Origin of the sequence: Nonomuraea sp. ZG12 (genome assembly GCF_052068115.1) — a bacterium.
GTDB lineage: Bacteria > Actinomycetota > Actinomycetes > Streptosporangiales > Streptosporangiaceae > Nonomuraea.
Genome location: NZ_JBQHCW010000001.1, coordinates 504,425 through 529,972, shown reverse-complemented (window position 1 = coordinate 529,972; position 25,548 = coordinate 504,425). Strand labels below are relative to the sequence as shown.

The window sequence follows — 25,548 nt, the reverse complement described above, 5'->3', positions numbered from 1 at the left end:
GCGTCAGCTCTGGCCGCCCGCGAGCTTCTCGCGCAGAGCGGCGAGAGCCTCGTCGGAGGCGAGAGCACCCGCGGCCGGAGCCGACGAGGAACCGCCCGCCGGAGCCTGCGTCTCACCGGTGTAGGTCGAAGGAGCAGCCTCGCCCGCCTCGGCCTCGGCCTTGCGCGCCTCCTCGATCTGCTTACGGTGAGCCTCGAAGCGGGTCTGAGCCTCGGCGTACTGCCGCTCCCACTCCTCGCGCTGCTTGTCGAAGCCCTCGAGCCACTCACCCGTCTCGGGGTCGAAGCCCTCGGGGTAGATGTAGTTGCCCTGGTCGTCGTAGGTCGCGGCCATGCCGTAGAGGGTCGGGTCGAACTCGACCTCGGTGCCGACACCCTCGTTGGCCTGCTTCAGCGAGAGGCTGATGCGGCGGCGGTCGAGGTCGATGTCGATGATCTTCACGAAGATCTCGTCGCCGACCTGCACGACCTGCTCCGGAATCTCCACGTGGCGCTCGGCCAGCTCGGAGATGTGGACCAGACCCTCGATGCCCTCCTCGACCCGGACGAACGCACCGAACGGCACCAGCTTGGTGACCCGGCCGGGAACGACCTGGCCGATCTGGTGAGTGCGGGCGAACTGCTGCCACGGGTCTTCCTGGGTGGCCTTGAGCGACAGGGAGACGCGCTCGCGCTCCATGTCGACGTCGAGGACCTCGACCGTGACCTCCTGGCCGACTTCCACGACCTCGGAGGGGTGATCGATGTGCTTCCAGGACAGCTCGGACACGTGGACCAGGCCGTCGACGCCGCCGAGATCCACGAAGGCGCCGAAGTTGACGATCGAAGAGACAACGCCCTTGCGGACCTGACCCTTCTGCAGGGTGTTGAGGAACGTCTGGCGAACCTCGGACTGCGTCTGCTCAAGCCAGGCACGGCGCGACAGGACCACGTTGTTGCGGTTCTTGTCGAGCTCGATGATCTTGGCTTCGAGCTCGCGGCCGACGTACGGCTGCAGATCGCGGACCCGGCGCATCTCGACCAGGGACGCCGGCAGGAAGCCACGGAGGCCGATGTCCAGGATGAGTCCACCCTTGACGACCTCGATGACGGTGCCGGTGACGATGCCGTCCTCGTCCTTGATCTTCTCGATCGTGCCCCAGGCGCGCTCGTACTGAGCACGCTTCTTGGACAGGATCAGACGCCCTTCCTTGTCCTCCTTCTGGAGAACCAGGGCTTCGACATGCTCGCCGACTTCCACGACGTCCGCGGGGTCGACATCGTGCTTGATCGAAAGCTCACGCGAGGGAATGACTCCCTCGGTCTTGTAGCCGATATCGAGAAGGACCTCGTCTCGATCGACCTTGACGACGGTGCCCTCGACGATGTCGCCGTCGTTGAAGTACTTGATGGTCTCGTCGATCGCTGCGAGGAAGGCTTCCTCGGACCCGATGTCGTTGACCGCTACCTGCGGGGTGCTCGAGGTGGCCTCGGTGCTGGACGTCATGTGTGGAATTGCTCCGAACGCGGACAGGATGTCGATGTGGCGGATGCGCGGCAGGCCCTCTTCCGCATCAAGCCGATGAATGACGACGTCGACGTGACCGAGCGCGAGCCCGCTCCGTCTGAGGCGCGCGCGAGCCCACAGCGCAGCGATCAGCATATGAGACCATCGGCCTGGGGTCAATCCAGCCGACATATCCGCCACGCCTAATAGGCGTTGACCAGCGGTCTGCGCTTGGCCGTTATTTTACCCCGGAGCCTGCCCGGTATGGAGATCCGGCCCGGATCCCCGTCGGAGACGTACCGCTCACGAGGGTGCTTACGGAGCCACTCCAGCCAGTACTGCGAGCACCACTTGCGGCATTCGCCCTTGTTGCCGTTGCTCTGGATCCGCTGGATCGCTCCGCGATCGAAGTCTTTCGCGTACGGCGAACGCGACGGCTCGGCTCCGGCCAGGAACACGCCGGTGAAATCGTAGGCCGTGCCCTCCCAGGCGCCGCTGCGCGCCGTCTTCTTCGAGCGCGGCATCGACCCGTACGGCAGGGCCATGGTCTTCGCCGGGCCGGCGCCCAGCTTGCGCAGCAGCCGTTCGGCCTTGGCGATCTGCCGGCGCACCTTCTTCTTCGGCAGCGTCCTGAGGTTGGGATGCGACCAGGTGTGGTTGGCCACCTCGAAGCCGTTGCCGACCAGCCATCCCACGGCGGCGGCCTGTTCCGGCTCAGTCGGTAACCCGAAGGGGGTGTGGTTGATCCAGAAGGTGGCGACGGGCCGGAAGCCCGGATACTTCGCGGCGACCTGGAGGATGATGGCCACGGCCGTGCCGGGGCGGGGGTTGCCGGCGGCGTCGAGGCCGAAGTGGCTGGGGTGCCCGTCGTCGAAGGTCAGCACGACGGGAGACTTGCCCGCCGGCACCCGGATGTCGCCCGCGGCGAACTCCTTGGCGCTGATCGGCACGTACCCCTGCTCGGCGAGCTTCTCCAGCTCCCGCCTGAACTGCGCCGGGGTGCGGTCGATGGAAGCGTGCCGCTTCTTGACGATGCGGTGGTACATCAGCACGGGGACCAGGCCGAGCTCGTTGGCCTTGACCTGCCTGGCGAACTCGGGGGTGGCGACCACTCCCGGCGGCTGCCCCACCTGGGCCGGCGGCTCGCTGGTCGGCCGGGGCGTGACGCGCTGGGCGGCGGGGACCTGCGGGGCGGAGGACGGCAGCAACACCAGCCCGATGACCGCCACGACCACCACCACGACGTTGGCGATGCCGATGACCCGCGTGAGGGACGCTGAGGACCGCACAGAACTCCCGTGCCACTCGGGGAAAATTCCACCACAGAGTAGTGCAGAACCACCCGTTGATCGGTGCGCCCAGCGCCGGGCGCACCGACCACGAAGGGGCTCCGGGAGGTCAGTGGCCGGCGTCCTCCCAGGTGCGGCCCACGCCCACGGAGACCTCCAGCGGGACCCGCAGGTGGTAGGCGGCGTTCATCTGGCCGGTGACGAGCCGCCTGAGCGGCTCCAGCTCGCCGGGCGCCACCTCGAAGACCAGCTCGTCGTGGACCTGCAGCAGCATCCGCGAGGCCAGCCCCTCCTCGCGCAGCGCCTGCCGCGCGTGGAGCATCGCGACCTTGATGATGTCGGCGGCCGAGCCCTGGATGGGGGCGTTGAGCGCCATCCGCTCGGCCATCTCGCGCCGCTGGCGGTTGTCGCTGGTCAGGTCGGGAAGGTAGCGGCGGCGGCCCATCATGGTCTCGGTGTAGCCGTTGGTGCGCGCCTGCCGGACGATGTCCTGCAGGAAGTCGCGGACGCCGCCGAACTCGGTGAAGTATTCCTCCTTGAGCGCCCGCGCCTCGGCCACCGGGATGTTGAGCTGGTTGGACAGCCCGAAGTCGGACAGGCCGTAGGCCAGGCCGTAGTTCATCGCCTTGATGCGGGCGCGCAGCTCGCCGTCGATCTGCTCCGGCGGCAGGTCGAACACCCGGGCGGCGGTCGCCTGGTGGAAGTCGTGGCCGGACTCGAAGGCCTCGATCAGCGACTCGTCACCCGACAGGTGGGCCATGATGCGCAGCTCGATCTGGCTGTAGTCGGCCGTCAGCAGCGTCTCGTAGCCCTCGCCGACGACGAAGCCCTGCCGGATGCGGCGGCCCTCGGTGGTGCGGATTGGGATGTTCTGCAGGTTGGGCTTCTCCGACGACAGGCGGCCCGTCGCGGCGATGATCTGGTTGAAGGTGGTGTGGATGCGGCCGTCGTCGGCGATCTCCTTGATCAGGCCCTCGACCGTGGTGCGCAGCTTGGTCTGGTCACGGTGCCTGAGCATGATCGTCGGCAGCTCGTGGTCGGTCTGGGTGGCGAGCCAGGCGAGCTGGTCGGCGTCGGTGCTGTAGCCGGTCTTGATCTTCTTCGTCTTGGGCAGGCCGAGCTTGACGAACAGGATCTCCTGCAGCTGCTTGGGCGAGCCGAGGTTGAACTGCTCGCCGACCGCCCGGTGGGCCTCCTCGACGGCGTGCTTGACGGCGGCGCCGAACTCGGCCTCCAGGCCGGTGAAGTATTCGCTGTCGACGGCGATGCCCGCCCGCTCCATCTCGGCCAGGGCCGTGATCAGCGGCAGCTCCAGGTCGTCGACGAGCTGGGTGCCGCCACGCCCGGCCAGGAAGGCTTCGAGCGCCTCGGCCAGCTCGCGCACGGCGTGGGCGCGCAGCGCCAGGTCCTTCGCGGGGGCGTCCTCGTCGTCGCCGAACAGCGCCGCCTGCCCGCCGGGCTCGGCCTCGGCCCGCAGGTCGCGGTTGAGGTAGCGCCTGGCGAGGTCCTCCAGCGTGAAGGTGCGCTGGCCCGGCATCGCCAGGTAGGCGGCCAGGGCGGTGTCGCTGGTCAGCCCGCGCAGCTCCATGCCCTGCGCCCACAGCGCCAGGATCGGGCCCTTGGCGTCGTGCACGGCCTTGGGCCGGGACTCGTCGCCCAGCCAGTCGCGCAGCGCCATCTCGTCGGCCTCGGTCAGCTTGGCCGGGTCGATGTGCGCGGCGGTGCCGTCGGGCGAGGCGATCGCGATGGCGTCGATGCGGCCGGTGCCGCTGCCGTAGACGCCCTTGAAGGCCAGTCCGGCCCGGCCTGCGGGCAGCGCGGACAGCCAGCCGGCGACCCGGTCGGGGCCGAGGATGACGGTCTCGACCTCGAAGCCCTGCTCGGGCTCCTGCTCGCCGGTGCCGAGGGTCTTGAAGACGCGCTCGCGCAGCTCGCCGCGGATCTGGAGGGTGTCGAACAGCTTGTTGACCTCCTCGCGCTCCCAGGCGCCCTGCTTGAGCTCGGCCAGGTCGGCTTCCAGCGGCACGTCGCGCAGCAGCTCGGTGAGGCGCCGGTTCATCAGGACCTGGGCGACGTGCTCGCGCAGCTTGTCGCCCACCTTGCCCTTGACCTCGTCGACCCGGTCGACGAGGGCGGTCAGCGAGCCGAACTCGCGCACCCACTTGGCGGCGGTCTTCTCGCCCACGCTGGGGATGCTGAGCAGGTTGTCGCTCGGGTCGCCGCGCAGCGCCGCGAAGTCGGGATACTGGGTGGGGGTCAGGCCGTACTTCTCCTGGACCGCCTCCGGGGTGAACCTGGTCATGTCGCTGATGCCGCGCCGGGTCATCAGCACCGTGACGTTGTCGTTGACGAGCTGCAGCGCGTCACGGTCGCCGGTCACGATGAGCACGCTCATGCCCTCGGCGTCGGCGCGGGTGGCCAGGGTGGCGATCAGGTCGTCGGCCTCGAAGCCGGCCTTGGACAGGCGCGGGACGCGCAGCGTGTCGAGCAGCTCGAAGATGAGCTGCATCTGACCGCGGAAGTCCTCCGGGGTCTCGCTCCTGTTGGCCTTGTAGTCGGAGTATTCCTCATGCCGGAACGTCGGCTCCGAGCGGTCGAAGGCCACCGCGACGTGAGTCGGCTTCTCGTCGCGCAGAATGTTGGTCAGCATCGAGGTGAACCCGTAGACCGCCTCGGTGTGCTGACCGTCGGTGGTCATGAGGTTGGCATCCTTGAGCGCGTAGAAGGCGCGATAAGCCAGGGAATGCCCGTCTAGCAGCAGCAGGCACGGGCGGCTGGGGGTCACTTCACTCTTCGGCACACAGGCAGCCTAGTCTCCACCCACGACAGAAAACCCGAGCTCGAACGATAGGAGGCGTCCCTTTGACGCAGACGGATCCCCTGGTACTCGCCGACATCAGGGCCATGCACGAAGGCACCGTGGCCGAGCGGATGGGCATCGAGTTCACCGAGGTCGGCGCCGAGCGCGTGGCCGGCCGGATGCCGGTGGCGGGCAACACCCAGCCCTACGGGCTGCTGCACGGCGGAGCCTCGGTGGTGCTCGCCGAGACGCTGGGGTCGACCGCCGCCGCGATCCACGCCGGTCCCGAGCGGATCGCCGTCGGCATCGAGATCAACGCCACCCATCACCGGTCGGCGACGTCGGGTCACGTCACGGGCGTCGCCACCCGGTTGCACGGCGGCCGCACCCTGGCGACGTACGACATCGAGATCACCGACGAGCAGGGCCGTCGGGTCTGCACCTCACGCCTCACCTGCATGTTGCGCGACCGCTGAACCTTTTGCCCCAATGTGCCCTTTGCGCAGAGTACCCTCTCTCGCTACGGTTATGGGCAGCAGAGCCCGCGGGGAGACCGAGTAGATAACAGTGAGGTCGCATTTGCCTCATATGGCCCCAAAGGCCTCCCCCGGGCTCGTTACCAGCGAGGCGGGGACCCCGTAAACCCCGCCGTAAGCACGCCAGGCGTCACCCCCCATTTAGCCCCTGACCTGGCGCGTTGTTTGCTCACATCAGTGACACACACATGTCACTAATTGGTGACGAACGATACTGAACCGGGCGTACCCGCAATAAGCTCCCGCCACAGCATCCCAGTTTGTGCCTGCGATGCTCGCGTGTCGAGATGGAGGGGCACAACCCCGCCTTGACCTATCTGAGGGAGCACCATTGCGCAGAGCCGTGATCGCGTTCACGGCCTTCCTGGGTGGACTCATACTCGTGCTCGCCGCTCCGGCCTACGCGGCCGATCCGGAACAGAGCCTGAGGGGAACACTCAAATTCCAAGGCCAGCCAGTGAACGGCGTGAAAATCGTCGTGACCACCGAGAGCGGACAACCCGTCCAGGAGGTCACCAGCAACGCCCAGGGCGCATGGGAGGTACCGGTCCCCGAACCGGGACCGTACAAGGTCACACTTGATGTCAGCACCCTCCCGCAGAACATGGAGATCCGCGGCGGCAACAACGTGCGGACGCCGACCGTGTACGAGGGAAACCCGGCCTCCGTGCTGTACGCCCTGCAGGCCAAGAGCGCCGACGGCGCGCCGCCGGGTGACGGCGGCTCATCGAGCGCCTTCTGGCAGCGCGCGGCCCAGCTGACCTTCGAGGGGTTCAACCTGGGGTTGATCATCGCGCTCGCCGCGCTCGGCCTCTCCCTCATCTACGGCACCACGGGCCTGACCAACTTCGCCCACGGCGAGCTCGTCACGCTCGGCGCGCTGCTCGCCTACGGCTTCAACAGCGGCGTCGGCCTGCATCTCATCCCCGCGGCCATCCTGGCCGTCATCGTTGCGGGCGGGCTCGGCTACTCCCAGGACAGGTTCTTCTGGGGGCAACTCCGCAGGCGGGGCACCGGCATCATCGCCACGATGATCGTCTCGATCGGCGTGGCGCTGTTCCTGAGGTACCTGTTCCTCATCGTGTTCGGCGGTGAGAGCGACTCCTTCGTGCAGTACAACGCCCAGCCCGGCATGGAGCTCGGCCCCATCTCCGCCTCGCCGAAGAACCTCGTCGCCATGGCCATCGAGCTGATCGTCCTCGTCGTGGTCGGCATCGCGCTGCTGCGCACCCGTACCGGCAAGGCGGCCCGCGCCGTGGCCGACAACCCGGCGCTCGCGGCCTCCTCCGGCATCAACGTCGACCGGGTCATCCGCATCATCTGGACCATGGGCGGCGCCATCGCCGGCCTGGCCGGCATCATGCTCGGCCTGTCGCAGAACCTGAAGTTCACCATGGGCCAGGACCTGCTGCTGCTCATCTTCGCCGGCGTCACGCTCGGCGGGCTGGGCACCGCCTTCGGCGCGCTCGTCGGCTCGATCATCGTCGGCCTGTTCGTCCAGGTGTCCACCCTGTGGATACCGCCGGAGCTCAAGAACGTCGGGGCGCTGGCCGTGCTCATCATCGTGCTCCTCTTCCGGCCGCAGGGCATCCTCGGCCGCCGCGAGCGAATCGGCTGACGGGGGGAACCATGGACTGGACCACGATCATCTCCACCACCGTCAAGGCCGCCATCGGCGTCGAGACGGTCTGGTACGCGCTCGCCGCGATCGGCATCAACATCCACTTCGGCTACACCGGCCTGCTCAACTTCGGGCAGTCGGCGTTCCTGGCCGTCGCCGGGTACGGCCTGGCGGTCACCGTCACGGTGATCGGGCTGCCGTTCTGGCTCGGCATCCTGGTCGGCCTGGCCGCCGCGGTGCTGCTGGCCCTCCTGCTCGGCATCCCCACGCTGCGACTGAGGGCCGACTATCTGGCCATCGTCACCATCGCGGCGGCCGAGATCGTCAGGCTCATCTTCCGCTCGGTGGCGTTCAAGGACGTCTTCGGCGGCTCCGACGGCCGGCGCGGCTTCTCCAACGGCTTCTACGAACTCAACCCCTACCCCGACGGGACGTACGGCTTCGGCTGGTTCACCTTCAACGAGCGGGTGCTCTGGGTGCTGACCGTCGGCTGGATCCTCGTCGGCCTGTCGTGCCTCGTCGTCTATCTGCTCATGAAGAGCCCGTGGGGCCGCGTGCTCAAGGCGATCCGTGAGGACGAGGACGCCGTGCGCAGCCTGGGCAAGAACGTCTTCTCCTACAAGATGCAGTCGCTGATCCTCGGCGGCGTCATCGGATCTCTCGGCGGTTTCATCTACGGCCTGGCCTACGCCTCGGTGCAGCCTGACATCTTCGGCACCGAGACCACCTTCTTCGCCTACACCATCGTGATCCTCGGCGGCGCCGCCCGCGTGTTCGGCCCCGTCGCCGGTGCGATGATCTTCTGGGTGCTGCTGGTGCTGGTCAACGGCGTGCTCAGCGGGGCTGTCGAGTCCGGGTTCATCCCGTTCATGGACATCACCCAGGTGGGCCCGTTCCGCTTCCTGCTGGTCGGACTCGGACTGATCCTCTTGCTCGTCTACCGACCACAAGGCATCTTCGGGGACAAGAGGGAGATAGCAATCGATGCACGCTGAAACCACGAAAGATCAGAAGGCGGCGGCGCTGGCCGCCTTCGCAGATCTCGCCCGCGAACCCGGCGTGCCCAAGCCCGACCCGATCCTGGTGGTCGACAACGTGGTGCGCCGCTTCGGCGGCCTCACCGCGGTCGAGGTTCAGCACGTCGAGATCCAGCGCGGCTCCATCACCGCGCTGATCGGCCCGAACGGCGCCGGCAAGACCACCTTCTTCAACCAGCTGACCGGCTTCGACACCGCCGACTCCGGCCAGTGGACGTTCAACGGCCGCAGCATGAACGGCGTGCCGGCGCACAAGGTGGCCCGCGCCGGCATGGTCCGCACCTTCCAGCTCACCAAGGCGCTGTCCAAGCTCACGGTGCTGGAGAACATGCGGCTCGGCGCCCAGTCGCAGAAGGGTGAGACCTTCTGGCGGGCCCTGGTGCCGAGCCTGTGGCGCGGCCAGGAGGACGAGATCACCGAGCGGGCCGAGGAGTTGCTCGCCCGGTTCAAGCTCGACGCCAAGCGCGAGGACTTCGCCGGGTCGCTCTCCGGCGGCCAGCGCAAGCTGCTGGAGATGGCCCGCGCGCTCATGGTCCGCCCCGAGCTGGTCATGCTCGACGAGCCCATGGCCGGCGTCAACCCGGCCCTCACCCAGTCACTGCTCGGCCACGTCAAGGACCTGCGCGAGCAGGGCATGACCGTGCTGTTCGTCGAGCACGACATGGACATGGTGCGCGACATCAGCGACTGGGTGATCGTCATGGCCCAGGGCAACGTCATCGCCGAAGGGCCACCCGACACGATCATGTCCGACAACCGGGTCATCGACGCCTACCTGGGCGCCCACCACGACGCCCCTCTCTCGGAGGACGAGCTCGAACAGCAGCTCCACGAGGCCGAGAAGGAGCTCGTCACCGAGACCGAGGAGGAGACGAAGAAGTGAACGCCGTCCCCGAATCCACTCCCGAGTCGCAGGCCGCGGTCACCGACCGCAGCGCACACCTGGCCGGCGCGGAGAACGCCGTCCTGCGGTGCGACGAGCTGATCGCCGGCTACCTGCCGGGCGTCAACATCCTCAACGGCTCCGACCTGTACGTGGGCGACGGCGAGCTGATCGGCATCATCGGCCCCAACGGCGCCGGTAAGTCGACCCTGCTCAAGGCCATGTTCGGGCTGGTCAACATCCGCAGCGGCACGGTGCTGCTCAAGGGTGAGGACATCACGAACATGAAGGCGCACTCGCTGGTCTCACGCGGGGTCGGCTACGTCCCGCAGACCAACAACGTCTTCCCCAGCCTCACCATCGAGGAGAACCTCGAGATGGGCGCCTTCCAGGTGCCCGGCAAGTTCAAGGAGCGCTTCGAGTTCGTCGCCGAGCTGTTCCCGGCGCTCAAGGAGCGGCGCAAGCAGCGCGCCGGCTCCCTGTCGGGCGGCGAGCGGCAGATGGTCGCGATGGCCAGGGCGCTCATGACCGAGCCGTCGGTGCTGCTGCTGGACGAGCCGTCGGCGGGCCTGTCGCCCAAGCTGCAGGACCTGGTGTTCATCCAGGCCCAGCAGATCAACAAGGCGGGCGTGACCGTGATCATGGTGGAGCAGAACGCCAGGCGCTGCCTGCAGATCTGCCACCGCGGCTACGTGCTGGACCAGGGCCGCAACGCCTACACCGGCACCGGGCGCGAGCTCGCCCAGGACCCCAAGGTCATCCAGCTCTACCTCGGCACCCTCGCCAAGGCCTGACCGCCCGAAGCAACGGAGAAGGGGCTCCCCGCGAGCCCCTTCTCCGTTTTTTACTGCCCCGCGAGCCCCTTCTCCGTTTTCTGCCGCCCCACAGCCCCTTCTCCGCTTTTTACCGCCCCACAGCACTTTCTCGGTTTTTACTGGGTGATGTGCTACGACGATTCGCGGCGATCGTGCTCATCCTGCCCGCCCTCGCCGCCTGCCAGCAGACCCCCGCCCCCGGCGGGATGTACAGCACCGGCGGCGACACCGCCGACGACCCGTGCGCGCGCGTCGTGTCGGCCATCGGCTACGCGGGCCTCCTGCTCGGCCCCGAGGGCAGCGAGCAGGAGCAGGAGTTCGAGGACGCCCTGCTCGGCCGGCTCTCCGAGGTGCGCGGGATCACGCTCCAGTACGGTTCCCGCCTGCCGGCCTCCCTCTCCCCGGCCGTCCGTACGGTCCAGACAGCGACCGAGGGACTGGCACGGGCCGATGTGCCCAGGCAGCGCCAGGTGGCCCTCCTCAAGCGCTACAGGGCCGCGGCGGGGCAAATCAGGACAGGCTGTACGTAGCCAGACATGCAGAAGGGCCCGGTCCCAGGGGGGAGGATCGGGCCCTTCGCGGGTTGTCTCAGCTCACGAGCGACTAGCCGGCGATGTTGCCGGTGCGGTACTCGAGGGCCTTGGTGGCGTACTTGTTGTCCTCGCCGTACTGGTAGATGCCGATGGTCGCGACGGCCGGGTCACCGGCCTCGTTGAACTCGACCGGACCGCTCACGCCGTCGTAGTCGATGTCCTTGCCGGCCTTGAGCAGCTCGCTGCAGGTCTTGAAGTCCGTGCACTTCTCGCCGCCCTTGCTGACCTCGATCAGCTTGGCCGCCACGTCGGTGCCGACGTCGCTCTTGGCGGCCTCGGCGGCCAGCGCGAGCAGGTTGGCGGCGTCGTAGGACTCGGGCGCGTAGCTGAAGTCCTCAAGGTCGGGGTCGACCGCCAGCAGCTTCTTCTGGAACTCGTCCGGAGCCGCGGCGCCAGGGATGGTGCCCTTGACGCCCGTCAGGGTGCCCTTGGGCATCTTGATGTAGTTCGTGTTCGAGGTGTTGCCGTCGACCATGTACCACTTGTGCTTGTCGGCCGGCAGACCCTGCTTGATCAGCTCATTGATGACCTTGGCGGTCTCCTCGAAGCCGATGAGCACGATGCCCTTGGGGTTCTTGGCCTTGATCTTGGCGATGTCGGCGGCGAAGTCCGCCGCCTTCGGGTCGTAGTCGACCCGCTCGACCACTTCGGCGCCACTGTCCTGGACGGTCTTGGCGACCTGGTCGGCCAGGCCGGTGCCGTAGGAGTCCTGCATCGCCATGATGCCGACCGTGTCGTTGCCGTCGGCCACGACCAGGTCACCGAGCACCCGGCCCTGCAGCTTGTCGGGCGGCGAGGTGCGGAAGTACAGGCCCTTGTCCGCGATGGTGGTGAACTTGTCGGAGGTGTTGGCGGGCGAGAAGTGCACCACGCCGGCGCCCGTGATCTTGTCGATCACCGACTCCGACACCGACGAGGAAGCCGCGCCGATGATGGCGTCGGCCTTCTGCGCCAGCATCTTGTCCACGGACTGCGAAGCGATGTTCGTGGTGGTGTCGCCGGAGTCCGTGTGGATCTTCTCCACGTCCTTGCCGAGCACCCCACCGGCCTCGTTGATCTCCTTGATGGCCAGGTCCACCCCTGCGAACTCGGGCGGGCCGAGGAACGCCAGCGATCCGGTCTGCGGCAGGAGGGTGCCGAGGGTGAGCTTGCCGTCACCCTGCGCCACGGGAGCCGCGGCGGAGGACGAGGCGGCCGTGGGCGAGGAGGGTGCGGCGGTGTCGCTGCCACCACCGCAAGCTGTCAGGGCGAGGCCGGTGGCAGCCACGACAGCTAGCGCCCGCCCCATGGGAGCAATGCGGATCATGAAGTTTGTCTCCTTCATTTACGGTCCGGGATCTCTCAGCACCGCCGAGCACACCCGATCGAATGACGGAAACGTACAAAATGCCTGCACGTACATGCCAGTCATACGGATGAACTGTCGGCACTTGGATGCGGAGTCGTAACCAGTCCTCAACTTACGGCCGCAACCAGGGCATGCCTAAGGTTCGTCAGGTGAAGCAGTCGATGGTCTTGCTCGTTCTCGCCGGGCTCGTGTCCGGGTGCGGCGGATCGGCCCTCGCACCCCCTCCCACGGACGCCCCGCCGGCCGGCCTGTCGGTCTCCTTCGGCCAATGGCGCTCCGACGAGCCCGCGCACGTGCTGCAGGTCGCCGTCCGCAACACGAGCGCGACACCGGTGTACTTCGCCGACGTGCAGGTCGTCACCCCGTCGTTCGCCACGCTCGCCCCGCAGAAGGCCGGCATCACCATCCCGCGGACGGACAGGATGGACATCCCCACCCCCTACGGCAAGGCCGTCTGCCCGCCGGAGGGCCTGCCCGAGGTGCGGCCCGCGACCGTGGTGGCCCACCTGCGCGCCGAGTCCGAGCAGAAGCTGCGCCGGGTGGTGTTCAAGGTGCCGCACCCCGACCCGCTGCTGGCCAGGCTGGTGCGTGACGAGTGCGCCGAGCACCTGATCAAGCAGGCGGCCGAGATCTCCTTCGACCCCGAGTGGCGGCGCGAGGGCGAGGCCATGCGCGGCACCCTCATCCTGACCCGCCGCGGCACCGGCGCCGTGGCCGTGCACTCCGTCGGCGGCACCACCCACTACATCGCCACCCCGGTCGGCGACGGCAGCCCGCTGCTGGAGCTGGACGCGCGGGAGCGGGAGGCGCGGGCGCCGATCGAGCTCACCCCCGGCCGCTGCGACCCGCACGCCTTCGCCGAGGCCAAGAAGGCCTTCCAGTTCCCGGTGCGGGCCAGCGTCGACGGAGGCGAGCAGCGCGTGGTCATCGTCGCCCCGGCCCGGCCTGAGCAGGAGCGGCTCATCGACTACGCCTTGCAGGTCTGCGGCCTGAAGCCCGCCTAGCCGCGCTCCGCCGCGTCGTCCATAACGATCTGGGCAACCTCGCGCATGCTCAGCCGGCGGTCCATCGACGCCTTCTGGATCCACCGGAAGGCCTGCGGCTCGCTCCACCCGTGCTTGGCCATGAGCTGCCCCTTGGCCCGCTCGACCAGCTTGCGGGTCTCCAGCCGCTCCGACAGGCTCGACACCTCGGCGGCCAGGGCCACCATCTCCTCGTGCCTGCTCACCGCCATCTCGATCGCGGGCACCAGGTCGGCCTTGGTGAACGGCTTGACGAGGTAGGCCATCGCGCCCGCGTCCCGGGCCCGTTCGACCAGGTCACGCTGGGAGAACGCGGTGAGGATCAGGCACGGCGCCACCCGCTCGGCCACGATCCGCTCGGCGGCGGAGATGCCGTCGAGAATCGGCATCTTGACGTCCAGGATGACCAGATCGGGCCGCTCCTCCATGGCGAGCCGGATCGCTGTCTCGCCATCACCGGCCTCCCCCACGACGACGTAGCCGTCTTCCTGAAGCATCTCCTTGAGATCGAGGCGGATCAGTGCCTCGTCTTCCGCGATCACCACTCGCCGCTGCGTACTCACGAGCGCAAGAGTACCGATGTCCGGTAGATTAGATCCACGCCGGTGCCCTCCGCTGGTCCACGCCAGGGGCGAGGTACGGCACTTTCCGGACAATTCCGGAAATCAGCCGGAATGGTGGAATAGGCAGACACTGACGCCTCAAAAGCGTCTGCTCGAAAGGGCGTGCGGGTTCGAGTCCCGCTTCCGGCACACACCGTCGAGACCTTCAGTGACGATCCGCATGCTCTCCGCATGCATCCTCGTGAGACCGTCGACCACGCCACCCACTGCTACGCCACCTCCATTACCTCGTCGTGCACGAGTCCGTCGAGCGGCTCGACATCTGTGCCGGGGCCGAAACGCCGGAGGCGGCTCGGTACGCGTCGCGTCATGGGGAGGCGAAGAACGGGTAAGCCGCGCTCCGCACGGCGCCGAGGTGGAGTAGCCGGTCCATCTCTGGTGATGTACACGGTGAGGTTGCGATCATCGGAGGTGGGCGTGATGGGGTTGAGCGAGCGGGAGCGGGTGGAGTTCCTGGCCGAACCGCACATCGCCGGGCTGGCCGTGGACGCGGGGCCCGAGCGGGGGCCGCTGAGCGTGCCCGTCTGGTACGACTACGTGCCGGGTGGCGACCTGCTGTTCCTGACGGGCGCGGAATCCCGTAAGGCCGCCCTGATCGCCAAGGCGGGCCGGCTGACCGTGCTGGTCCAGCGGACCAGCCCGACCTACCGCTACGTGTCGGTCGAGGGGCCGGTGGTGGGCTCCGGTCCCACCACGCTGGAGCAGCTCACCCGGATCGCCGCGCGCTACCTGTCGCCCGAAGCCCTGCCGGGATACGTGGAGGGGTCCGACCCGCACGCGCTGGTGACGTTCAGGATGGCGCCGCAACGGTGGCTGTCGGCCGACCTCGGAGCGCTGTGACGGGGCCGCATCACGGTATTTTGAGGTACGTGACTGCTATCGATCCCACTGTGACCGGCGCCTACGGCGTCGGGCTCGCCACCATAGCCGCCGACGGCACCGTACTCGACACCTGGTTCCCCGCGCCGGAGCTGGGCGACCCGCCCGCGACCGGCACCGAGCGGCTCGCCGCCGAGGAGGCCGGGGAGCTGGCCTCCCTGATCGGCCCCGACCCGGCCAGGGGCGTCGAGGTGGTGGCGGTCCGCACCGGCATCGCCAAGCTCTCCGAGGCGCCGCTCGACGCGCACGACGTCTACCTGCGGCTGCACCTGCTGTCCAGCCGCCTGGTGCGCCCGCACGGGCTGAACCTCGACGGCGTCTTCGGCAAGCTCGCCAACGTCGTGTGGACCAGCCACGGGCCGTGTCCCGTCGAGGACTTCGAGCAGACGCGACTGCGGCTGCGGCTGAGCGCCAAGGGCGCGGTCGCGGTCCACGGCGTGGACAAGTTCCCGCGGATGGTCGACTACGTGATGCCCACGGGCGTGCGGATCGCCGACGCCGACCGGGTGCGCCTGGGCGCCCACCTGGCCGCCGGCACCACGGTCATGCACGAGGGCTTCGTCAACTACAACGCCGGCACGCTCGGCGCGTCCATGGTGGAGGGCAGGATCTCGGCCGGCGTGATCGTCGGCGAGGGTTCCGACGTGGGCGGCGGCGCCTCCATCATGGGCACCCTGTCGGGCGGCGGCACGCAGGTCATCTCCATCGGTGAGCGCTGCCTGCTCGGCGCGAACGCCGGCATCGGCATCAGCCTGGGCGACGACTGCGTGGTGGAGGCCGGGCTGTACGTCACGGCCGGCACCAAGGTGGCTCTGCCCGACGGCGACGTCGTCAAGGCCGAGCGGCTGTCGGGCACCAGCGGGATCCTGCTGCGCCGCAACTCCCAGTCCGGCGCGGTGGAGGCCGTCCCCCGCACCAGCGGCGGCGTCAAGCTCAACGCCGCGTTGCACGCCAACTGACACCGGCGCGGGCCGCCGCGCTCGTACACGCAGGGCAGCCGGTCGGCTGAACGCGAAGGGCCGCACGGACAGTGCGGCCCTTTCGACCCTCTACGGTCAGTTCGCGTGGGACACCGCGGAGCCGATGGTGTGCACGCGCAGCGCGTTGGTGGAGCCGTGGGTCCCGGGAGGCGAGCCGGCCACGATGACCACCTTGTCGCCCTTCTCCAGACGCCCCAGGGACAGCAGGGACGCCTCCACCTGCCGGACCATGTCGTCGGTGTGGTGCACGAACGGCACCTGGAACGTCTCCACCCCCCAGGTCAGCGACAGCTGGCCGCGCACGTGCGGGGAGGACGTGAAGGCCAGCAGCGGGATCGGGGAGCGGTAGCGGGCCAGGCGGCGGGCGGTCTCGCCGGACATGGTGAAGGCCACCAGCGCCTTGGCGCCGACGATGGCGCCGACCTCGGCGGCCGCGCGGGCGATGGCGCCGCCGGTGGTCTCCGGCATGCGCTCCAGGGTGTGGGTGGCCTGCAGGTAGGCCTTCTCGGCGGCGCAGGAGATGCGGTCCATGGTGGAGACCGCCTCGATCGGATAGTTGCCGACCGAGGTCTCGCCCGACAGCATGACGGCGTCGGCGCCGTCCATCACGGCGTAGGCGACGTCGGAGGCCTCGGCGCGGGTGGGCCGGGGGGCGCTCATCATCGAGTCGAGCATCTGGGTGGCGACGATGACCGGGCGGGCCTTCTCCCGGCACAGCTCGATGATGCGCCGCTGGACGATGGGGACCTGCTCCAGGGGCAGCTCGACGCCGAGGTCGCCGCGGGCGACCATGATGCCGTCGAAGGCCTCGATGATCTCCGGCAGGCGCTCGACGGCCTGCGGCTTCTCGATCTTGGCGAGCAGCGGCAGCCGGACGGCCTCCTGCTCCATGATGTTGCGCACCACGTCGGCGTCGGAGGGGCGGCGGACGAACGACAGGGCGATCATGTCGCAGCCGGTGCGCAGCGCCCAGCGCAGGTCGGCCTCGTCCTTGTCGGTGAGGGCGGGCGCGCTGACGTTGATGCCGGGCAGGTTGAGGCCCTTGTTGTCGGAGATCATGCCGCCGATGACGACGCGGGTGACGACCCGGTCGCCGTCGATCCGGGTGGCCTCCAGGACGAGGCGTCCGTCGTCGACCAGGATGGTGTCGCCGGGGCGCACGTCGCCCGGCAGTCCCTTGTAGGTGGTGGAGACCTGCTCGCGGTCACCGGGGACGTCTTCGGCGGTGATGGTGAAGACGTCACCGAAACCGAGCCGGACCGGGCCCTCCTCGAACCTGCCCACGCGGATCTTGGGACCCTGCAGGTCGGCCAGCACGCCTACGCCGCGGCCCAGGTCGGCCGCCACCTCCCTGACCCGGTCGTAGACCTCGCGGTGCAAGTCATGATCACCATGGCTGAGGTTGAACCGTGCGACGTCCATGCCCGCTGCGATGAGCTCGCGCAGGCGTTCAGGAGAGGACGTGGCTGGACCTAGAGTGCAGACGATTTTCGCGCGACGAGTCACGAGTCCTACCTTAATTGGTACAGACCACTTGGCAGTCATTGACGACGCAGAACGTACCCGAGATAGGACAACAGCACGGCAACGGCGACTGCCGGGCGGGTCAAGTTCGGGTATTGCTCCGGGAAGCGGACGCCCATCGTGGCCGTACGTTCACGGCTCGAAGGTGGCCGCCTTGTAGGCGTCGACGATGCCCCGGCCGAAGAAGCCGTTCTTCTTCGCGTCGCCTTCGCAGAGGTGGGTCTCCTTGTCGCCGAGGAGATCGTATTCGTACGCGCGCGGCGATGGGCAGGGTTTGGCCGTGGCGGTCCGGTAGAGGTAGTCCTCGACCTTGGCCGGCGAGAGGGTGACGCCTTCCTTGCCGGATCTGCCCGCCTTGCCGGGCTTGCCGAAGCGGCTGATCAGGATGGCGGCGACGCCGGTGGCGTGCGGTGCTGCCATGGAGGTGCCGTCGAGATACTGGTAGTAGGAGCAGGGCCCGCGGGTGCAGTCGCGCAGGACGTCGGCGGTCCTGGGCTTGCCGGACTTGTCGATCCTGCCCTTGGCGCGCAGCACGGCCTCGGGGGCCGCGGCCAGGATCGAGCGGGCGGGTGAGGCGGCCTTGCCGTCCAGGGCGTCGCCGCCGGGCGCCGACAGGTCGGTCTGTTCGATGCCGTAGTCGCTGTAGACGGCCTTGCGGCCGGAGGGGCCGACGGAGGAGATCGAGATGACGCCGGCGGACTCGGCGGGCACGTTGAGGCAGGAGTTGTCGACCTTGCGGACCCGCTCCCCGCCGCGCGGGTAACCGGGGCTGGCCTCGTCCAGCTTGGGCTTGCCGAGGTCGGTGGCGCCGTTGCCGAGGGCGGAGACGAGGGTGACGCCCTTCTGGCGGGCGTAGTCGAGGGCCCGCTGCATGCCGGTGATGATGGCGCGCTGCTCCAGCCGCTCCTTGGCGCTGTCGGAGGGGTTGTTCCGGCAGTTGAACAGCCAGGGGTCGACGTAGTAACTCATGTTGACCACGTCGACGCCGATGTCGGCGGCGTAGGTGAGGGCGTCGAGGCTGGCCTTGAGGAAGAAGAAGCCGGAATCCTGACCCGCCCTGATGTTGACGAGCTGCACGCCCGGCGCCACTCCGGCGATCCCGATGCCGTTGATCGGGGAGGCGATGGTGCTGGCGACGTGCGTGCCGTGACCGTCGTCGTCCTGGTCGACCGCGTCCTTGCAGTCGCTGGTCTCACAGGGCCCGTCGAGGGTCTCGCCCTTTTCGTCCTTGGGCTTGTCAGTGACGAAGTTGCGGCTGAGCTCGCGGTTGAAGTTCGGGGCGATGTCGGGGTGCTTGCCGTCGATGCCGGTGTCGATGACGCCGACGAGCACCTTGTGGCTGCCCGGCGCCTTGGCGTGCGCGCGGTCGGCGCCGATCATCTTCATGTCCCACTGGCGGCCGGAGAGCGGGTCACTCCGGCTGCTCCTGGTGAAGGAGCCGGCGTCGGGGAAGGCGCGCGCGGAGCCGGCGGCGGAGGCGTAACCGATCCGGCGGTCGGTGGAGACGCCGACGATCGCCGGGTCCGAGCCGACGACCTCGGCGAACGTGGCTCCGGCTCGGGCGAGTACGTACCCGAGCTTGGCGGAGGTGTGCAGGGCGGTGCCGCCCGCGCCCTTGATGAGGTCGAGCGCGTCGGCCTGCCGGCCGTCGGCGTAGAAGACCAGATACTCCGCCTGGGCTCCCCGTACGGTCTGGCCGCCGGCCTGCTGGGCGGTGACGGACGCGCAGGCGGTGAGCGAGGCCGCGAGGACCGTGGCCGCGAGGCAGGAGAAAATTCTCCGCATTCTTCCCCCATCCTCCGCAATCCCCTAGAAAGGGCATCTTCCCGGCAGTCATCAGGTGATGCAACTCTGTGCACACGCTTTGGCATGTCTCGCCCCGCGCGCAAACCGTACAAGAAGCATGAAAAACGCCCGCCCCCGGAGGGGCGGGCGCTCCCCCACGTCGCTACACCAGCGGACGCGCCGTCGGCAGGATCGGGTACGGCAGGGCCGTCTCGCCGGTGAGGAACCGGTCGACGCCGCTGGCGGCGGCGCGGCCCTCGGCGATGGCCCACACGATCAGCGACTGCCCGCGTCCCATGTCGCCGGCCACGAACACGCCGTCGACCTTGGACATGTACGTCTTGTCCCGCGAGACGTTGCCCCGCGCGTCGTAGAACCCGTCGCCCGCCAGCACCGCGAGGTCCTGCAGCAGCGCGCCCTTCTCCGGGCCGAGGAAGCCCATCGCCAGCGTGACCAGCTCGGCGGGGATCTCCCGCTCGCTGCCGGGGACCGGCTTGAACCCGTTCTGCGGGCCCTCGACCTCGACCAGGCGCAGCGCCCGGACGTTGCCGTCGGCGTCGCCGGCGAACTCGGTGGTGGAGACCGCGTAGACGCGCTCTCCCTGGCCCTCGGCGAGCTCCTCGTGCGCGCTCTCCATCTTGAACAGGATGGGGAAGGTGGGCCACGGCTGGTTCGCCGCCCTGGTGGCGGGCGGCTGCGGCATGATCTCCAGCTGGGTGACGGAGGCCGCGCCCTGCCTGATCGCGGTGCCGATGCAGTCGGCCCCGGTGTCGCCGCCGCCGATCACCACGACGTGCTTGCCCTCGGCGGACACCGGCGGGGTGGCGTAGTCGCCCTCCTGCACCTTGTTGGACAGGGGGAGATACTCCATCGCCTGGTAGACGCCCTTGAGGTCGCGGCCCGGCACCGGCAGGTCACGCCAGGCGGTGGCGCCGCCCGACAGCACCACGGCGTCGAACTCCGCGCGCAGCTCGGCGGCGGTGACGTCGACGCCGACGTTCACGCCGGTGCGGAACTCGGTGCCCTCCGCCCGCATCTGCTCCAGGCGGCGCTCGATGTGCCGCTTCTCCATCTTGAACTCGGGGATGCCGTACCGGAGCAGCCCGCCGACGCGGTCGGCCCGTTCGAACACCACCACGTCGTGGCCCGCCCGGGTGAGCTGCTGGGCGGCGGCCAGCCCGGCGGGGCCGGAGCCGACCACCGCGACCCGCTTGCCCGTCCTGCGGGCCGCGGGCTGCGGCGTCACCCAGCCCTCGGCGAACGCGCGGTCGATGATCTCGACCTCGACCCGCTTGATCGCCACCGGGTCGGAGTTGATGCCGAGCACGCACGCCGCCTCGCACGGAGCCGGGCAGAGCCTGCCGGTGAACTCCGGGAAGTTGTTCGTGGCGTGCAGCCGCTCGATCGCCTCCCGCCAGTCGGTCCGGTGGACCAGGTCGTTCCACTCGGGGATGAGGTTGCCCAGCGGGCAGCCGTTGTGGCAGAACGGGATGCCGCAGTCCATGCAGCGGGCCGCCTGCTTGGTCAGCTTCTCCTGCGGGAAGTCCTGGTAGACCTCCTGCCAGTCGCCGATGCGGACGTCCACGGGACGGCGCGCCGGCAGCTCCCGTTCGTGCGTGAGAAAACCCTTGGGGTCAGCCATCGGTACGCCTCCCTATCCCTGCACCGCAGCCGCCATGACGGCCTCGTCGATGTCCCTGCCTTCGATCCGGGCGGCCTCGGCGGCCTCCATGACCCGCTTGTAATCGGTCGGCATGATCTTGCCGAACCGGGCGAGCGCGTCGTCCCAGTCGGCCAGCAACTGCTTGGCCACCGGCGAGCCGGTCTCGGCGAAGTGCTTCTCCACGGTCTCCTTGAGGAACTCCGCGTCCTGCTCGGTGAGCGCCTCCAGGGCGACCATCTCCCGGTTGACCCGCTCGGCCTTGAGGTCGAGCAGGTAGGCGACGCCGCCGGACATGCCGGCCGCGAAGTTGCGCCCGGTCGGGCCGAGCACCACCGTGGTGCCGCCGGTCATGTACTCGCAGCCGTGGTCGCCGACGCCCTCGACGACGGCGGTGGCGCCGGAGTTGCGGACGCAGAACCGCTCCCCCACCACTCCCCGGATGAACACCTCTCCGGACGTGGCGCCGTACAGCGCGACGTTGCCGGCGATGATGTGCCCGTCCAGCGGAGCCGCCTCGTGCGGGCGCAGCGTGAGCCGACCGCCCGACAGCCCCTTGCCGAGGTAGTCGTTGGCGTCGCCGGTGAGCCGCAGCGTGATGCCGCGGGGCACGAACGCGCCGAAGGAGTTGCCGGCCGAACCGGTGAAGGAGATGTCGATGGTGTTGTCCGGCAGGCCCGCGCCGCCGTACCGCTTGGTGACCTGGTAGCCGAGCATGGTGCCGACGGTCCGGTTCACGTTGCGGATGGGCAGCTCCAGCGTCACCGGGGTGCCGTCGCGAAGCGCGCCCTCGGCCAGCTGGATCAGCGTGTTGTCCAGCGCGTGCCGCAGGCCGTGGTCCTGCGCGACGGTGCGCCGCAGCGGGGTGCCGCTGGGCAGCTCCGGCAGGTGCAGGATCGGCGACAGGTCGAGCCCGCTGGCCTTCCAGTGGTTCTCGGCCGCCGCCATGTCGAGCATCTCCACGTGCCCGATCGCCTCGTCGAGCGTGCGGAAGCCCAGCTCGGCGAGGTACTCGCGGATCTCCTCGGCGATGAACTCGAAGAAGTTGACCACGAACTCGGGCTTGCCGGTGAAGCGCTTGCGCAGCTCCGGGTTCTGGGTGGCGACGCCCACCGGGCAGGTGTCGAGGTGACACACCCGCATCATCACGCAGCCGGACACGACCAGCGGCGCGGTGGCGAAGCCGTACTCCTCGGCGCCGAGGAGCGCGGCGATGACCACGTCACGGCCGGTCTTGAGCTGGCCGTCGACCTGCACCACGATCCGGTCGCGCAGGTTGTTGAGCAGCAGCGTCTGCTGCGTCTCGGCCAGGCCGAGCTCCCACGGCGCGCCCGCGTGCTTGAGGCTCGTCAGCGGGGACGCCCCGGTGCCGCCGTCGTGGCCGGAGATCAGCACCACGTCCGCGTGCGCCTTGGACACGCCCGCCGCGACCGTGCCGACCCCGACCTCGGCGACCAGCTTCACGTGCACCCGCGACTCCGGGTTGGAGTTCTTCAGGTCGTGGATGAGCTGGGCCAGGTCCTCGATCGAGTAGATGTCGTGGTGCGGCGGCGGCGAGATGAGGCCGACGCCCGGCGTGGAGTGCCTGGTCTTGGCGATCCACGGGTAGACCTTGTGACCCGGCAACTGGCCGCCCTCGCCGGGCTTGGCGCCCTGGGCCATCTTGATCTGCAGGTCCGAGGCGTTCACCAGGTATTCGGAGGTCACCCCGAACCGGCCGGAGGCCACCTGCTTGATCGCGCTGCGGCGCGCGTCGTCGTACAGGCGCTCGGGGTCCTCGCCGCCCTCGCCGGTGTTGGACTTGCCGCCGAGGCGGTTCATCGCGATGGCGAGCGTCTCGTGCGCCTCCATCGAGATCGAGCCGTACGACATCGCGCCCGTGGAGAACCGCTTGACGATCTCCGAGACGGGCTCGACCTCCTCGATCGGGATCGAGGCGCCCTTGCGCAGCTTGAACAGGCCACGCAGCGTCATCAGCCGCTCGGCCTGGGAGTCCACCATGCCGGTGTACTCCTTGAAGATCTCGTAGCGGCGGCTCCTGGTGGCGTGCTGCAGCTTGAAGACCGTCTCCGGGTTGAACAGGTGCGGCTCGCCCTCGCGGCGCCATTGGTACTCGCCGCCGACCTGCAGCCGCCGGTGCGGGTTCTCCGCGCGCGGGTAGGCGTGCCGGTGCCGCCCGGCCGTCTCACCGGCCAGCACGTCGAAGCCGACGCCGCCGAGCCGGGAGGTGGTGCCGGTGAAGCAGGAGTCGATGACCTCCTGGCTGAGGCCGAGCGCCTCGAAGATCTGCGCGCCGGTGTAGGAGGCGACCGTGGACACGCCCATCTTGGACATCACCTTGATGACGCCCTTGCCGTAGGCCTTGATGAGGTTGCGCACGGCCTTGCGCTTGTCGATCGCCAGCACGCCGGAGTCGACGAGGTCCTCGACGGTCTCGATGGCAAGGTAGGGGTTCACCGCGCCGGCGCCGTAGCCGATCAGCAGCGCCATGTGGTGGCACTCGCGGGCCTCGCCGGTCTCGATGACCAGGCCGATCTTCGTACGGGTCCGCTCCTGGATCAGGTGGTGGTGCACGGCGCCGGTGAGCAGCAGCGCCGGGATCGGCGCGAGGGTCTCGGAGGAGCCGCGGTCGGACAGCACGATGATCCGGGCGCCGTCGGCGATCGCCCGCGACGCCTCGGCCCTGATCTCCTGCAGGCGGGTCAGCAGCGCCTGGCCGCCGCCCGCCACCGGGTAGAGGCCGGAGATCACATGCGGGTGGAAGCCGGGCAGGTCATGCTCGTCGTTGATGTGGATGATCTTGGCGAGCTCGTCGTTGTCGATCACCGGGTACGGCAGCACCAGCTGCCGGCAGGACGTCGGGCCCGGGTCGAGCAGGTTGCCCTCGGGGCCGATGACACTGGCCAGGGAGGTGACCAGCTCTTCCCGGATGGCGTCCAGCGGCGGGTTGGTGACCTGCGCGAACAGCTGCGTGAAGTAGTCGAACAGCAGCCTGGGCTTCTCGCTCAGCACCGCGACCGGCGTGTCGGTGCCCATCGAGCCGATCGGCTCGATGCCGGACCTGGCCATCGGCGCGAGGATGATGCGCAGCTCCTCCTCGGTGTAGCCGAAGGTCTGCTGCCGCTTCACGAGCGCCTCGTGCGTCGGGATCTCCCGCTGGCGCTCGGGCAGCTCCTCGAAGCGCACCAGACCGGCGTGCAGCCAGTCTTCGTACGGCAACGCGGCGGCGAGCTCGGCCTTGATCTCGTCGTCCTCGATGATCTTGCCGCGGGCGGTGTCGATGAGGAACATCCTGCCGGGCTGCAGGCGGCCCTTGCGGACCACGTCCTCGGGCGCGAAGTCGAGCACGCCGGCCTCGGAGGCCAGCACGACGAGTCCGTCGGCGGTCACCCAGAACCGGCCGGGGCGCAGGCCGTTGCGGTCGAGCACGGCGCCGGCCAGCGTGCCGTCGGTGAACGTGATCGACGCCGGGCCGTCCCAGGCCTCCATCAGCGAGGAGTGGAACTCGTAGAAGGCGCGCCGCGCGGCATCCATCTCGGTGTGGTTCTCCCACGCCTCCGGGATCATCATCAGCACGGCGTGCGGCAGGCTGCGCCCGCCCAGGTGGAGCAGCTCCAGCACCTCGTCGAAGGAGGCGGTGTCGCTGGCGTCCGGGTCGCAGATCGGGAAGAGCCGCGACAGGTCGCCCGGGATGACGGACGACTCCAGCATGGCCTCGCGGGCCCGCATCCAGTTGCGGTTGCCCTTGACCGTGTTGATCTCGCCGTTGTGCGCGACGTAACGGTAGGGGTGGGCCAGCGGCCAGCTCGGGAAGGTGTTGGTCGAGAAGCGCGAGTGCACCAGCGCGATCGCGCTGTGGTAGCGCTCGTCGGACAGGTCGGGGAAGAACGGCTCGACCTGGTCGGGGGTGAGCATGCCCTTGTAGACGATCGTCCGCGCCGACAGGGACGTGAAGTACACGTCCACCTCGTGCTCGGCCCGCTTGCGCAGGCAGAAGGCGAGCCGGTCGAGCTCCAGCCCGGACTCGCCGCCGGGGGCGGACACGAAGATCTGCTTGAAGAACGGCATCACGGCGCGGGCGCTCGGCCCCGGCAGGGCGCGGTCGACCGGCACGTCCCGCCAGCCGAGCACGGTGAGGCCCTCTTCGGCGGCGATCTCCTCGATCATGCCGACACCGATCGCGCGAGCCTCGTCGTCGATCGGCAGGAAGGCGATGCCGGTGGCGTACCGGCCGCTCTCGGGCAGGGTGAACGGCACGTTCGCCCGGTAGAACCCATCAGGGATCTGCGTCAGGATCCCGGCTCCGTCGCCGGTGTCCGGCTCGCTACCCTTGGCCCCCCGGTGATCGAGATTGCACAGTGCCGTCAGCGCCTTGACCACGATGTCGTGCCCCCGGCGACCAGCGACGTCGGCGACCATCGCGACACCGCAGGCGTCATGCTCGTTCGCGGGGTCGTAGAGGCCCTGGGGCTCGGGGAACCCGAGGTGGGCAGCAGGCATTGAATCCCTCCCGTCGTCTTCGTCTGTCTGAACTGCTTTACAGGCGGGGACGACGTTGGCCCTGCTGCGTATCGATAGAGGTTACCGCACGCTGCCAGAATGGTGCCCGCCCTGTCCACCCAGCGAACATTCACCACATTTCCGGACATTCTGCTTAGCTTCTGGCCC

The 25,548-nt window shown here is 69.0% G+C and carries 18 protein-coding genes and 1 tRNA gene; 10 read left to right on the top strand and 9 right to left on the bottom strand.

Annotated elements, in window-relative coordinates; all coding sequences use genetic code 11:
* Nucleotides 1-3: 3 nt before the first annotated feature.
* From rpsA to polA, 3 genes are all read right to left on the bottom strand, one after another.
* Nucleotides 4-1,485, bottom strand: a complete 1,482-nt coding sequence (gene rpsA, locus ACTMTF_RS02430; protein WP_397000724.1) for a 30S ribosomal protein S1 — start codon at nucleotides 1,483-1,485, stop codon at nucleotides 4-6.
* 203 nt (nucleotides 1,486-1,688) lie between these two features.
* Complete coding sequence (locus ACTMTF_RS02425; RefSeq protein WP_441108997.1) at nucleotides 1,689-2,774, bottom strand: polysaccharide deacetylase family protein; 1,086 nt, start codon at nucleotides 2,772-2,774, stop codon at nucleotides 1,689-1,691.
* Nucleotides 2,775-2,883: 109 nt separating this feature from the next.
* Nucleotides 2,884-5,574 (bottom strand): DNA polymerase I, encoded by a 2,691-nt coding sequence (gene polA / locus ACTMTF_RS02420; protein WP_441108996.1) that lies wholly within the window; start codon nucleotides 5,572-5,574, stop codon nucleotides 2,884-2,886.
* 104 nt (nucleotides 5,575-5,678) lie between these two features.
* Here polA and ACTMTF_RS02415 point away from each other — a divergent pair, with 104 nt between their 5' ends.
* From ACTMTF_RS02415 to ACTMTF_RS02390, 6 genes are all read left to right on the top strand, one after another.
* Entirely contained in the window at nucleotides 5,679-6,050 is a 372-nt protein-coding gene (locus ACTMTF_RS02415) for a PaaI family thioesterase (protein ID WP_397001546.1), read from the top strand.
* Nucleotides 6,051-6,576: 526 nt separating this feature from the next.
* A complete protein-coding gene (locus ACTMTF_RS02410) occupies nucleotides 6,577-7,728 on the top strand; it encodes a branched-chain amino acid ABC transporter permease (RefSeq protein WP_441108995.1) in 1,152 nt (383 codons plus the stop codon).
* 11 nt (nucleotides 7,729-7,739) lie between these two features.
* Nucleotides 7,740-8,726, top strand: a complete 987-nt coding sequence (locus tag ACTMTF_RS02405) for a branched-chain amino acid ABC transporter permease (protein WP_441108994.1) — start codon at nucleotides 7,740-7,742, stop codon at nucleotides 8,724-8,726.
* On the top strand, nucleotides 8,716-9,651 hold the full coding sequence (locus ACTMTF_RS02400) for an ABC transporter ATP-binding protein (RefSeq protein ID WP_441108993.1): 936 nt from the start codon (nucleotides 8,716-8,718) through the stop codon (nucleotides 9,649-9,651). The genes ACTMTF_RS02405 and ACTMTF_RS02400 overlap by 11 nt, the downstream gene beginning before the upstream one ends.
* Nucleotides 9,648-10,445, top strand: coding sequence for an ABC transporter ATP-binding protein (locus ACTMTF_RS02395; protein ID WP_397000736.1), 798 nt, complete (start codon nucleotides 9,648-9,650; stop codon nucleotides 10,443-10,445). The genes ACTMTF_RS02400 and ACTMTF_RS02395 overlap by 4 nt, the downstream gene beginning before the upstream one ends.
* A 149-nt stretch (nucleotides 10,446-10,594) precedes the next feature.
* Nucleotides 10,595-10,996: a hypothetical protein gene (locus ACTMTF_RS02390; protein WP_441108992.1), complete on the top strand. Its 402-nt coding sequence runs from the start codon at nucleotides 10,595-10,597 to the stop codon at nucleotides 10,994-10,996.
* Between the two features lie 73 nt (nucleotides 10,997-11,069).
* Here the strand turns inward: ACTMTF_RS02390 and ACTMTF_RS02385 are convergent, their stop codons facing one another.
* Nucleotides 11,070-12,365, bottom strand: a complete 1,296-nt coding sequence (locus ACTMTF_RS02385; RefSeq protein ID WP_397000740.1) for an ABC transporter substrate-binding protein — start codon at nucleotides 12,363-12,365, stop codon at nucleotides 11,070-11,072.
* Between the two features lie 191 nt (nucleotides 12,366-12,556).
* On the opposite strand from ACTMTF_RS02385, the gene ACTMTF_RS02380 reads away from it, so the two are divergent.
* On the top strand, nucleotides 12,557-13,411 hold the full coding sequence (locus ACTMTF_RS02380; RefSeq protein ID WP_441108991.1) for a hypothetical protein: 855 nt from the start codon (nucleotides 12,557-12,559) through the stop codon (nucleotides 13,409-13,411).
* Here ACTMTF_RS02380 and ACTMTF_RS02375 read toward each other — a convergent pair.
* Complete coding sequence (locus ACTMTF_RS02375) at nucleotides 13,408-13,992, bottom strand: ANTAR domain-containing response regulator (protein WP_397000744.1); 585 nt, start codon at nucleotides 13,990-13,992, stop codon at nucleotides 13,408-13,410. The genes ACTMTF_RS02380 and ACTMTF_RS02375 overlap by 4 nt on opposite strands.
* A gap of 105 nt (nucleotides 13,993-14,097) precedes the next feature.
* On the opposite strand from ACTMTF_RS02375, the gene ACTMTF_RS02370 reads away from it, so the two are divergent.
* From ACTMTF_RS02370 to dapD, 3 genes are all read left to right on the top strand, one after another.
* A tRNA-Leu gene (locus ACTMTF_RS02370) sits at nucleotides 14,098-14,181 on the top strand.
* Nucleotides 14,182-14,472: 291 nt separating this feature from the next.
* Nucleotides 14,473-14,892, top strand: a complete 420-nt coding sequence (locus tag ACTMTF_RS02365) for a pyridoxamine 5'-phosphate oxidase family protein (protein ID WP_441108990.1) — start codon at nucleotides 14,473-14,475, stop codon at nucleotides 14,890-14,892.
* 29 nt (nucleotides 14,893-14,921) lie between these two features.
* Entirely contained in the window at nucleotides 14,922-15,890 is a 969-nt protein-coding gene (dapD, locus tag ACTMTF_RS02360) for a 2,3,4,5-tetrahydropyridine-2,6-dicarboxylate N-succinyltransferase (protein WP_441108989.1), read from the top strand.
* A gap of 96 nt (nucleotides 15,891-15,986) precedes the next feature.
* On the opposite strand, the gene pyk is transcribed toward dapD, so the two are convergent.
* From pyk to gltB, 4 genes are all read right to left on the bottom strand, one after another.
* Nucleotides 15,987-17,417 carry a pyruvate kinase gene (pyk, locus tag ACTMTF_RS02355; protein WP_397000750.1) on the bottom strand — a complete coding sequence of 477 codons (1,431 nt, stop codon included), beginning with the start codon at nucleotides 17,415-17,417 and terminating at the stop codon, nucleotides 15,987-15,989.
* Between the two features lie 150 nt (nucleotides 17,418-17,567).
* Nucleotides 17,568-19,220, bottom strand: coding sequence for a S8 family peptidase (locus ACTMTF_RS02350; RefSeq protein ID WP_441108988.1), 1,653 nt, complete (start codon nucleotides 19,218-19,220; stop codon nucleotides 17,568-17,570).
* A gap of 163 nt (nucleotides 19,221-19,383) precedes the next feature.
* Nucleotides 19,384-20,862 carry a glutamate synthase subunit beta gene (locus ACTMTF_RS02345; protein WP_441108987.1) on the bottom strand — a complete coding sequence of 493 codons (1,479 nt, stop codon included), beginning with the start codon at nucleotides 20,860-20,862 and terminating at the stop codon, nucleotides 19,384-19,386.
* 12 nt (nucleotides 20,863-20,874) lie between these two features.
* On the bottom strand, nucleotides 20,875-25,380 hold the full coding sequence (gene gltB / locus ACTMTF_RS02340; protein WP_441108986.1) for a glutamate synthase large subunit: 4,506 nt from the start codon (nucleotides 25,378-25,380) through the stop codon (nucleotides 20,875-20,877).
* Between the last annotated feature and the right edge of the window lie 168 nt (nucleotides 25,381-25,548).